Here is a 10878-nt window from a genome sequence, read left to right as displayed (position 1 = left end):
CTACCCCTCGCCGCCCCCCCCCTTGGGTGCCCTTTATCATCCCCCCCGGGCCGCGCCGCGCGGGGCGCCGCGCCGCCGGCGCGCCCCCGCCGCGGCCGTGTCACCCAGGGACTTGCTCAGCGTGCGTCGGTGAAGGTCTCCCCCCACTCCGCCTTCTCGACCAGCAGGGCGGGCGGCTGGAACCGATCGCCGTAGCGCTCGGCGAGTTCACGGGCGCGTGCCACGAAACCGGCGACACCGGCACCTGCCCCGGCGCCCCCTTCGTAGCCGTTGATGTACTGGAGCACACCGCCGGTCCAGCCCGGGAAGCCGATGCCGAAGATGGAGCCGATGTTGGCGTCGGCGACGGACGTCAGGACGCCCTCTTCGAGGAGCCGGACGGTGTCGAGCGCCTCGGAGAAGAGCATGCGCTCCTGCATGTCCCGGAACGGGATCTGGTGTCCGGGCTTCGTGAAGTGCTCGCGCAGCCCCGGCCACAGGCCGGCCCGCTTGCCGTCCTCGCCGTACTCGTAGAAGCCCGCGCCGCCGCTGCGTCCGGGGCGTCCGAACTCGTCGACCATGCGGTCGATGACGGCCTCGGCGGGGTGCGCCTGCCAGGTGCCGCCCGCCTCCTCGACGGCCCGCTTCGACTCGTTGCGGATCTTCCGCGGCAGGGTGAGGGTCAGCTCGTCCATCAGGGAGAGCACCTTGGCCGGGTAGCCGGCCTGGGCGGCCGCCTGCTCGACCGACGCGGGCTCGATGCCCTCGCCGACCATCGCGACACCCTCGTTGATGAAGTGGCCGATCACCCGCGAGGTGAAGAAGCCGCGGGAGTCGTTGACGACGATGGGCGTCTTGTTGATCTGCCGGACCAGGTCGAAGGCGCGCGCGAGGGCCTCGTCGCCGGTGCGCTCGCCCTTGATGATCTCGACGAGCGGCATCTTGTCGACGGGCGAGAAGAAGTGCAGTCCGATGAAGTCGGCCTGGCGCTCCACGCCTTCGGCGAGGGCGGTGATGGGCAGGGTGGAGGTGTTGGAGCAGAGCAGCGCGTCGGGGGCGACGACGCTCTCGATCTCCTGGAACACCTTGTGCTTGAGGGTCGTGTCCTCGAAGACGGCCTCGATGACCGCGTCGCAGCCGGCGAGGTCGGCCGCGTCGGCGGTGGGCGTGATGCGGGCGAGCAGCGCGTCGGCCTTCTCCTGGCTGGTGCGGCCCTTGGCGACGGCCTTGGCGCACAGCTTCTCGGAGTAGCCCTTGCCCTTCCGTGCCGCCTCGGCCGACACGTCCTTCAGGACGACGTCGATGCCCGCGCGGGCGCACGAGTAGGCGATGCCCGCGCCCATCATGCCGGCGCCGAGGACGGCGACCTTGTGGACCTTGCGCGCCTCGATGCCCTTGGGGCGGTTGGCGCCGGAGTTGACGGCCTGGAGGTCGAAGAAGAACGCCTGGATCATGTTCTTCGAGGTCTGGCCCGCCGCCAGTTCGACGAAGTAGCGGGCCTCGATGACCTGGGCGGTCTCGAAGTCGACCTGGGAGCCTTCGACGGCGGCCGCGAGGATGTTGCGCGGGGCCGGGTACGGTGCGCCGCCCGTCTGCTTGCGCAGGGTGGCCGGGAAGGCGGGCAGGTTGGCCGCGAACTTCGGGTTGGCCGGGGTGCCGCCGGGGATCCGGTAGCCCGGCTTGTCCCAGGGCTGCTGCGACTCGGGGTTGGCGTCGATGAAGGCGCGGGCCTTGGCGAGCAGTTCCTCGGGTGTGGCGGCCACTTCGTGGACGAGGCCGTTGTCCTGGGCGCGCCGCGCATTGTACTGGGTGCCCTGGAGGAGGACCTTCAGCAGCGCGTCGGCGATGCCCAGCAGGCGTACGGTGCGCACGACTCCGCCGCCGCCGGGGAGCAGGCCGAGGGTGACCTCGGGGCAGCCGATCTTGGTGCCGGGGGTGTCGAGGGCGACGCGGTGGTGGCAGGCCAGGGCGAGTTCGAAGCCGCCGCCCAGGGCCGCGCCGTTGATCGCCGCGACGACCGGCTTGCCCAGGGTTTCGATGCGGCGCAGGTTGCGCTTGATGGCGAGGCCGCCGTCGAGCAGGTCCTGGGCGGTCTCGGGGGTGACGCGGATGAGGTCGCGCAGGTCGCCGCCCGCGAAGAAGGTCTTCTTGGCGGAGGTGAAGATGATGCCGCGGATGGAGTCCTGCTCCGCCTCCAGGCGGTCCGTGATCGCGGCGAGCGAGTCGCGGAAGGCCGCGTTCATGGTGTTCGCGGACTGGTCGGGGTCGTCGAGGACAAGGGTGACGACGCCGGTGTCGTCCTGTTCCCAGCGGATGGTGGTGCTCTCGGTCATGTCAGGGGTCTCCGTTGAGGTCTGAAGTCTCTGCTGCCGCTGGGGACTAGATGCGCTCGACGACGGTGGCGATGCCCATGCCGCCGCCCACGCACAGGGTGGCGAGGCCGTACCGCTTGTCCTGGCGCTCCAGTTCGTCGATGAGCGTGCCGAGGATCATCGCGCCGGTGGCGCCGAGCGGGTGGCCCAGCGCGATCGCGCCGCCGTTGACGTTGACCTTGTCCAGGGACAGGCCCATGTCCTTGACGAAGCGCAGCACGACGGCCGCGAACGCCTCGTTGATCTCGACGAGGTCGATGTCGTCGATGGTCAGCCCGGCCTTGGCGAGCGCCTTGCGGGTGGCGGGCGCGGGCCCGGTGAGCATGATGGTCGGCTCGGAGCCGGAGACGGCGGCGGAGACGATCCGCGCGCGCGGGGTGAGGCCGTGGCGCTCGCCGACCTCCTTGGAGCCGATCGCGACCAGCGAGGCGCCGTCCACGATGCCGGAGGAGTTGCCCGCGTGGTGGACGTGGTCGATCTTCTCGACCCAGTGGTACTTCTGCAGGGCCACCGCGTCGAAGCCGCCCAGCTCGCCGATGTCGGCGAAGGACGGCTTCAGCTTGGCGAGCGAGTCGGCGGTGGTGCCGGGGCGCGGGAACTCGTCGTGGTCGAGGACCACGAGTCCGCTGCGGTCCTTGACGGGGACGACGGAGCGCTCGAAGCGGCCCTCCTTCATGGCGTTGGCCGCACGCTCCTGCGAGAGGGCCGCGTACTCGTCGACGTCGCGCCGGGAGAAGCCCTCGATGGTGGCGATCAGGTCGGCGCCGATGCCCTGGGGCACGAAGTTCACGGCGAGGTTGGTCATGGGGTCGTTGAACCAGGCGCCGCCGTCCGAGGCCATCGGCACCCGGGACATCGACTCCACGCCGCCGGCCAGGACGAGGTCCTCCCAGCCGGAGCGCACCTTGGCGGCGGCCAGGTTGACGGCTTCCAGGCCGGACGCACAGAAGCGGTTCTCCTGGAGGCCCGCCACGGTGTCCGGCAGTCCGGCCGCGATCGCCGCGATCCGGGCGATGTCCGAGCCCTGGTCGCCGACCGGGCCGACGACGCCGAGGACGATGTCGTCGACGGCGGCCGGGTCGAGACCGGGGAAACGGTCACGGATCTCGTGGATGAGTCCGACGACCAGGTCGATGGGCTTCGTGCCGTGCAGGGCGCCGTTCGCCTTGCCGCGGCCGCGCGGAGTGCGGATCGCGTCGTACACGTACGCTTCGGTGCTCACTGACAAGCCTTTCCGGGAGGGTGAGGGTTTTCTACAGCCAGCTCTTGACGGTCTCGACCAGGCGGGCCGGGTCCGGGCCCACCGGGACGACGTTCAGCATCGTCACGCCCGCCTCGCGGAACGCGGCGACGCGCTCACGGACGTAACCCTCCGGGCCGCACAGCGACATGAGCTCGCAGAGTTCGTCCGGGACGGCCGCCTCGGCCTCCTTCTTGCGGCCGGACAGGTACAGCTCCTGGATGAGCCGGGCTTCCTTCTCGTAGCCGTACGCGACGGCGAGGTCGTTGTAGAAGTTCTTGCCGGGCGCGCCCATGCCGCCGACGTACAGGGCGATGTTCGGGCGGGCCAGGTCCCGTGCGGCGGCCGCGTCCTCGCCGATGGCGAGGAGTCCGCCCGCGACGATCCGCAGCGGCCCCAGGGCGGGGTCGCGGCGGGCGGCGCCTTCCGCGAGCGGGGTCCCCCACACGTCTTTGGCCTTCTCGGGGACGAACAGGGTGGGCAGCCAGCCGTCGGCGATCTCGGCGGTCATACGCACGTTGGCGGGGCCGAGGGAGGCGACGTACAGGGGCACCGCGGGGCGCACGGGCTTGGTGAGGATCTTCAGGGGCTTGCCGAGGCCGCCGGGCCGGGGCATGTCCGTGATGCCGTGGTGGTCGATGACCTCGCGGCGCAGGATGCGCCGGGTCAGCTCGATGGTCTCGCGGGTGCGGCCGAGGGGCTTGTCGTACGCCTTGCCGTGCCAGCCCTCGACCACCTGCGGGCCGGAGGCGCCGAGCCCGATGACGGCGCGCCCGCCCGACATGGCGTCGAGGCCGGCGGCGGTCTGGGCGATCAGGGCCGGGGTGCGGGAGTAGACGTTGAGGATCGCGGAGCCGATCTTCATCCGTTCGGTACGGGCGGCCAGATAGCCCATGATCGTGGGGGCGTCGAAGCCGTACGCCTCCGCGACCCAGACGGCGTCGAGGCCCGCCGACTCCAGTGCGGCGGCCCGGTCCGCGGCCGCGCGCGGGTCGCTCGCGTAGTCGAGGGGGATCGAGAGTTCCATCAGTCGCCGTCCTTCTCGGGGTCGGTGATGAGCCGGGGTACGTCCCAGTCGCGGGCCACTTCCGTGGTGTCGGCGCCCGGCAGGACGGGGCCGGTGCGGACGGTGGTGGGGGTCTCGGTGAAGCGCGGGGCCGGCGCGGGCTGGGTGATGCCGCCGTGGTCGGTGAAGGTGCCGCGGGCGGCGAGGTGCGGGTGGTGCGGGGCCTCGCGCAGGGACAGGACGGGGGCCACACAGGCGTCGGAGCCCTCGAAGACGGCCGTCCACTCGTCCTGGGTACGGGACTTGAAGCGGGCGGCGACGCGTTCGCGCAGCTCGCCCCAGCGGGTCCAGTCCTTGCGGGCGGGGGCCAGCTCGTCGAGGTCCATCAGATGCAGGAACTCCTCGTAGAACTGCCGCTCCAGGGCGCCGACCGCCATGTACCTGCCGTCGGCGGTCTCGTAGGTGCCGTAGTAGGGGCAGCCGCCGTCCAGGAGGTTGGCGCCGCGCCGGTCCTGCCAGCCGCCGGCGGCCAGCATGCCGTGGATCATCGCGGAGAGGTGCGCGGCGCCGTCCACGATGGCGGCGTCGACGACCTGGCCGGTGCCGGTCGCGCGCGCGTGGTGCAGGGCGGCGAGGACACCGACGACCAGGTAGAGGGAGCCGCCCGCGTAGTCGCCGACCAGGTTCGCGGGGATGGCCGGGGGCTCGTCCGGGGCGCCGATCATACCGAGGGTGCCGGTGAGGGCGATGTAGGCGATGTCGTGGCCGGCGCGCTGGGCGAGCGGGCCCTCCTGGCCCCAGCCGGTCATCCGGCCGTACACCAGCCGCGGATTGCGGGCGTGGCAGTCCTCGGGGCCGACGCCGAGGCGCTCGGCGACGCCGGGGCGGAAGCCCTCGATGAGGATGTCGGCCCGTTCGACCAGGTCGAGCACGCGCGACGGGCCGTCCGCCGACTTCAGGTCGACGAGCACCGAGCGCTTGTTGCGGTTGGTGACGTCGTAAGCCGGGTCGATGCCCAGGCCGTTGCCGCCCGGCCGGTCCACCCGTACGACGTCGGCGCCCAGGTCGGCGAGGAGCATCGCGGCGAACGGGCCGGGTCCGATCCCGGCCAGCTCGACCACGCGCACGCCCGTGAGCGGGCCCTGTCCCGGTGTCGGCGTCCCGGCCGTCCTCATGCCACCCCCATGTGACACAACTGATGTAACACCAGTGATGCTAAGAACGTGTTCCACCCGGCACAAGACCTGGCGAGCAAGCGCTTAGCCAAGTTACCCGGAAGTCCCCTCGTCCAGCGTGGTCCGCCGGAGGTCAGCGCGCGTCGAGTTCCGCTATGAGCCGCTTGGGGGCGATCACCCGGTAGCTCTCCTCGACCCAGTCGCACAGCAGCCCGGCGGCCGGGGCACCCGGCTCCTGCAGCGGGATCCGCACCCAGCCCGCCCGGCCGAGGCCGTTGACCTTCGCGACGCTCTCGTCCCAGGGGAACTCCTCGACCGTGCCCGGCAGCCCGAGAGCGAACTCTCGTGCTTTCTCCCACTTCTTCAGGGCGTTGCTGGACACGGCCATCGGCTGCCTCCGGGCTGGTCGTCGTGCTCCGCACACCTCACGCTAGCCTCAGCCACCGACAGCGGCGCGGGTTGCACGACCGAGAGGTGTCATGAGCAGGCTGAGCAGAACGGACCGTCCGTACGACATCGTGCTCTTCGGAGCCACGGGCTTCGTCGGAACGCTCACCGCGGAGTACCTGGCCGCACACGCGCCCGAGGACCTGCGCTGGGCGATCGCCGGCCGTGACGAGAGCCGGCTGCGGGCGCTGCGCGAGCGGCTGCCGGGCGGTGCGGAGGTCGGGGTGCTCCGGGCGGACGTCACCGAACCCGGGACACTGCGCGAACTGGCCGGGCACGCGCGCGTGGTGGCCTCGACCGTCGGGCCGTACGTGCGCCACGGCGAGGAACTCGTCGCCGCCTGCGCGGACAGCGGTGCGGACTATCTCGACCTCACGGGCGAGCCCGAGTTCGTGGACCTGATGTACGTCCGCCACGACGCACGCGCGCGTGAGACCGGCGCCCGGCTGGTGCACGCCTGCGGTTTCGACTCGGTGCCGCACGACCTGGGGGTGTACTTCACGGTCCGGCAGCTGCCCGAGGGCGTACCGCTGACGGTGGACGGATACGTGACCGCCGACGCCACCTTCTCCGGCGGCACCCTCGCCTCGGCACTGACCCAGATGGGGCGCGGCCGGCAGATGCTCGCCGCCGCGCGCGACCGCGGCCGGCACGAGCCGCGGCTGATGGGACGCAGGGCTTCGGCGCCGACCGGCGCGCCACGGTTCGCCAAGGAGGTCGGGGCCTGGGCCCTCCCCCTGCCGACCATCGACGCGCAGATCGTCCGGCGGTCGGCGAAGGCCGTGGACCGGTACGGCCCGGACTTCCGCTACCGGCACTACGCGGCCGTCAAGCGGCTGCCAGTCGCCCTGGGCTCGGTCGCGGCCGTGGGCGCGGTGGTCGCCGCCGCTCAGCTGCCGCCCGCCCGGCGCTGGCTGTCGGACCGGCTCAAGCCCGGGGACGGGCCGAGCGCCGACAAGCGCGCGAAGAGCTGGTTCTCGGTCAGGTTCGTCGGCGAGGGCGGCGGCCGGCGGGTGTTCACGGAGGTCTGCGGCGGCGACCCCGGTTACGACGAGACCGCGAAGATGTTCGCCGAGTCGGCCCTGTCCCTGGCCTTCGACGAGCTGCCGCCGACGGCCGGACAGGTCACGACGGTCCAGGCGATGGGCGACGCCCTGACCGAGCGGCTGCGCACCGCGGGGATCACGTTCAGGGTGGCGGCGGCCTTCTAGCGGCGGCTAGAGCGACCACCCCAGTACGGTGTAGATCATCCCGCCTATCCAGCCGAGCCCCGCCAGCACGGCGAGTACCAGCACGGCCGTCACGGCGCGCTCGACGGGGCGGTTGGGGTCTGCGAGGGGCTTCGCGGCACGTGATGTCGTCATGCGCCACAGCGTGCCGGTCGCCGCGGGGCCGTCACATCCGTACAGCTACTCACACGACGTACTCAGGCGTCGTACTCAGTCGTCGTACTCAGGCGTCGTGCTCGGCCGGCGGCCAGTCCCCCAGCGCTTCCGCGATGCGGTCCCGTACGGCCGGATCGTGTGCGGCGGTGGCGAGCCGGACCGCGATGGGGCCGATCCGCCACCCCGCGTGGTAGTCGAAGAACGGCGGGGGTCCCGCCTCGTTGTGGGCGAGCTTGCCGACCAGCTCCGCGAGGCTGACCAGGAGTTGCTGCTCCTGCGTCGGATGCTCCCAGGCCGCGAGTCCTCGCCCGCGGACCAGCTGGAACACCTCGCGCCCCCGGCTCCAGCGGTCGCGGTCGTCCGCGAGGTCCAGCGCGGCGTCGATCTCCGGTGTCCGGCCCAGCCCCTCCGCCGCCGCCCGGAGCACCCGGCCCGCCCAGACGACGGGAAGGGACTGGCGCTCGAACAGGGAACGGCCCCAGCTCCGTTCGGGATCCGCGGCCGCATGCTCGACGAGGGGGCTCCGCCCGCGCGTCGCCTCGCGCAGCGCGCGCCGGCAGAGTGCGTCCGCCCGGCGCGTCGTCTCCGGGAGCCGGTACCGCGGGGTGAGCGCGAGGGTGTGGGCGCAGGCGTTGTCCAGGCTCACCCGGTGGCCGACGGAGACGAAGACCGGCTTGACCGAGTCCCGGGTGCGCAGGGCGCGGCCGACCTCCTCGGCGCCCGCGAGGAGCGGAGTGCCGCTGCCACGCCGGGGGTCCGGGTCGTCGTACGTGAAGGTGAACGGGTTCTTGGCGACGCCGACGGTGGGCAGTCCGGTGAGCACGCCGAGGTGGCTGGCGAGGCCGAAGCGGCGCGGGTGGGCCAGTCCGTAGCCGTCGCACACCACCAGGCCCGGCGGGTGGGGAAGGGCGTCGAGGGCGGCCAGGACGGTGGGAATCTCGCGGAAGGCGAGCAGCCCGGGGACGTACGGGAAGGAGATCCGCCCGACGGCCGTCGCCTCGGCCACCACGTCCAGCGTCGCCGCGTCCAGCACGACGGCCGCGGCCGCGACGACGTCCCGCTCGTCGTCGTAGGCGACGTCGACCCCGGTGACGTACCCCGTCCCGGGCGGCGGCCCCGGCTCGTCCAGCACCACCCGTCCGCGCAGTTCGTCCTGTACGGCGCGGGCCTGCTCCTCGGTCGCGGGCCAGCCCGCGGGCACACGTACGGTCGTCATGGTGGGGTCGACTGTACGGGCCCGGACGGCCGCGCGGGCGCCCAGGGGTAGCCTCGTGATCATGTTCGTACTGGACCTCATCTACACCGCACCGCTCGACGCCGTGGACGCCGTGATGCCGGCGCACGCGGCATGGCTCGACGAGCAGTACGAGAAGGGCCTCTTCCTCGTCTCCGGGCGCAAGGACCCCCGCGAGGGCGGGGTGATCCTGGCCGTCGCGGAGGACCGCGCGCGTATCGAGGACGTCGCCGCGGGCGATCCGTTCGTCGCCGCCGGGGTGTGCACCTACCGCATCACGGAGTTCATCGCCACCAAGGCGGCGCCCGGGCTGGAGCGCTACCGCGAGACGCTCGGCTGAGCGCGCGGGCTCAGCTCTTCTTCCCGCCCAGCGCGCGCCGCAGCTGCTCCTTGTTCATGTCCGAACGGCCCTTGACGTTGCGCTGCTTGGCCTCCTCGTACAGCTGGTCGTAGGTGGGCCCCTGGGCACCCTGGTGGGACCGCCTGCCGCCGCGCTCGCCGGACGACATGTCCTGGGTCGAGGTGCGACTGGCGGTCTTCGACTCACCGGCCCTGGCGCGTTCCTTGTTGACCGTCCGCGCCGCGATCTCCTCGGCGCGCTCCGTGCTCTCGCCCCGGTCCAGGGCGCTCTGCTTGATGTGCTCGTACTGACGTTCCCGCTTGGGACCTGCACCGCGTGGCACGGCCGCTCACTTCCTCTCGTGTCGTGTGCGGCGACCTCTCGTGTCGTGCACGACGACCGAGTACCCGCGTCGCGGCCCGCCGCATCAGCTCTCCAGCCGCGCCACGCGCCCCTTCTCCCCGGCCGCCCAGCAGCCCAGGTCGGGGGTGCAGTCCACGGTGTCGTACGAGCCGGTGTCGACCGTCCGCCAGGTGCGCCCTGCGTCGGTGGTCAGGTCGGTTCCGGTGGGGCCGACGGCGAGCGCGGCGCCACGGCTGTGCGGGAGCCAGGCGGCGCCGGAGCGGTAGGCGGGCGGCGGCGTGCCGGCGGGCCGCCAGCTGCGGCCGCCGTCCGGGGTGAGCGCCGCCGCCTGCGGGGAGGGCTGGTCCGCGCGGTAGTCGCCGCCGACGGCCAGGCCGTGGGTGCGGTCGCGGAAGGCGAGGGCGAACACGCCGCGGGCCGGGTCGCCGGCCGGGACCGGCGTGTCGGTGGCCGTCCAGGTCAGGCCGCGGTCCGTGGAGTGCAGCACGCGCGCGCGTGCGCCGCCGCCGGTCGCCAGCCACGCGTCCTTGGGACCGGAGGTGACCAGGCACTGACCGCTCGCCGCGAAGCCCGCCTCGCCGTCCAGCGCGGCGGGCATGCCGTCGGAGGCCAGCACCCGCCAGGTGCGGCCGCCGTCGCCGGTGGACAGGATGCGGAACCTTCCGTCCACCGGGTCGCTCATGGCGAGGCCGTGGCGGCGGTCGAAGAAGGAGAGGCAGTCGTAGAACGCCTTCGGGTCGGTGTTGCGGAACGACTCCGTCCAGGTCGCCCCGCCGTCGTCGGTGCGGTAGACGCGGGAGTCCTCGCCCTCGCCGATGGCCAGCACCACCGCGCGGCGCGCGTCGAACGCCTCGATGTCCCGGAACTGCAGAGCGGCCGCGCCCGGCGGGGAGACGTTGCGCCAGCTCGCCCCGCCGTCCGTGGTGCGCAGGACCGTACCGCCGGATCCGGCCACCCAGGCGGTGTCGCGGCTGACGGCGGACAGCCCGCGGTAGCGGATGTCGGGGGTGCCGGTGTCCTTGAGTTCCCAGTGCGGTGCGCGGTGGCCGCCCCGCGGCGCGGCGTGCGCCGGTGCGAGCGTCAGCACGGCCAGCGCCGCCCCGCAGGCCACCCCCGCGGCCACCATCCGGCTGGTACGGGTCGTACGTCTCGTTCGTCGCGTGCTCCCCAAGCGCCTCATGGCGGGCGAAGCTAGCCCACCGCCCCGGCGTCGTCCAGGGGGCCCGGGCGCCGCTCACGGCGGTGCGGAACACACCTGCCCCTCGCGTGCATGGACGCGGTGACCGAGGTCACTCGAATTTCGTGTGCACGGATTGGCTGATTCCGTCGTCTCTTCC

The 10878-nt window shown here is 72.8% G+C and carries 10 protein-coding genes and 1 pseudogene; 2 read left to right on the top strand and 9 right to left on the bottom strand.

Translation table 11 applies throughout. From position 1 onward, the window contains the following. Positions 1 to 116 precede the first annotated feature (116 nt). The 5 genes from AB0I54_RS07585 to AB0I54_RS07565 all read right to left on the bottom strand — a co-directional run bounded on the left by AB0I54_RS07585 (position 117) and on the right by AB0I54_RS07565 (position 6160). Positions 117 to 2312, bottom strand: a complete 2196-nt coding sequence (locus AB0I54_RS07585; RefSeq protein WP_363294970.1) for a 3-hydroxyacyl-CoA dehydrogenase NAD-binding domain-containing protein — start codon at positions 2310 to 2312, stop codon at positions 117 to 119. A 46-nt stretch (positions 2313 to 2358) separates the two neighbouring features. Continuing rightward, positions 2359 to 3573, bottom strand: a complete 1215-nt coding sequence (locus AB0I54_RS07580; RefSeq protein WP_363294969.1) for an acetyl-CoA C-acetyltransferase — start codon at positions 3571 to 3573, stop codon at positions 2359 to 2361. A 31-nt stretch (positions 3574 to 3604) separates the two neighbouring features. Continuing rightward, entirely contained in the window at positions 3605 to 4618 is a 1014-nt protein-coding gene (locus AB0I54_RS07575) for an LLM class F420-dependent oxidoreductase (RefSeq protein WP_363294968.1), read from the bottom strand. Beyond that, positions 4618 to 5772, bottom strand: a complete 1155-nt coding sequence (locus tag AB0I54_RS07570) for a CaiB/BaiF CoA-transferase family protein (RefSeq protein ID WP_363294967.1) — start codon at positions 5770 to 5772, stop codon at positions 4618 to 4620. The genes AB0I54_RS07575 and AB0I54_RS07570 overlap by 1 nt, the downstream gene beginning before the upstream one ends. 133 nt (positions 5773 to 5905) lie before the next feature. Then, complete coding sequence (locus AB0I54_RS07565) at positions 5906 to 6160, bottom strand: hypothetical protein (RefSeq protein WP_363294966.1); 255 nt, start codon at positions 6158 to 6160, stop codon at positions 5906 to 5908. Positions 6161 to 6251: 91 nt separating this feature from the next. On the opposite strand from AB0I54_RS07565, the gene AB0I54_RS07560 reads away from it, so the two are divergent. After that, complete coding sequence (locus tag AB0I54_RS07560; protein WP_363294965.1) at positions 6252 to 7430, top strand: saccharopine dehydrogenase NADP-binding domain-containing protein; 1179 nt, start codon at positions 6252 to 6254, stop codon at positions 7428 to 7430. 6 nt (positions 7431 to 7436) lie between these two features. Here AB0I54_RS07560 and AB0I54_RS07555 read toward each other — a convergent pair whose 3' ends face one another. After that, positions 7437 to 7583, bottom strand: a complete 147-nt coding sequence (locus AB0I54_RS07555) for a hypothetical protein (RefSeq protein ID WP_363294964.1) — start codon at positions 7581 to 7583, stop codon at positions 7437 to 7439. A gap of 553 nt (positions 7584 to 8136) precedes the next feature. Next, positions 8137 to 8820: pseudogene (locus AB0I54_RS07550) on the bottom strand (endonuclease V); the annotation flags it as partial. 61 nt (positions 8821 to 8881) lie between these two features. Between AB0I54_RS07550 and AB0I54_RS07545 the strand changes: the two are divergent. Then, on the top strand, positions 8882 to 9178 hold the full coding sequence (locus AB0I54_RS07545; protein WP_363294963.1) for a YciI family protein: 297 nt from the start codon (positions 8882 to 8884) through the stop codon (positions 9176 to 9178). Between the two features lie 10 nt (positions 9179 to 9188). On the opposite strand, the gene AB0I54_RS07540 is transcribed toward AB0I54_RS07545, so the two are convergent. Together AB0I54_RS07540 and AB0I54_RS07535 are read right to left on the bottom strand one after the other, a co-directional pair. Then, on the bottom strand, positions 9189 to 9521 hold the full coding sequence (locus AB0I54_RS07540; RefSeq protein WP_363294962.1) for a plasmid stabilization protein: 333 nt from the start codon (positions 9519 to 9521) through the stop codon (positions 9189 to 9191). A gap of 84 nt (positions 9522 to 9605) precedes the next feature. Beyond that, positions 9606 to 10667, bottom strand: coding sequence for an oxidoreductase (locus AB0I54_RS07535; RefSeq protein WP_363294995.1), 1062 nt, complete (start codon positions 10665 to 10667; stop codon positions 9606 to 9608). Positions 10668 to 10878: the final 211 nt, after the last annotated feature.

The organism is Streptomyces sp. NPDC050625 (genome assembly GCF_040654755.1).
In the GTDB taxonomy this organism is placed as follows: domain Bacteria; phylum Actinomycetota; class Actinomycetes; order Streptomycetales; family Streptomycetaceae; genus Streptomyces.
This window is presented reverse-complemented; position numbering and strand designations above follow the sequence as displayed.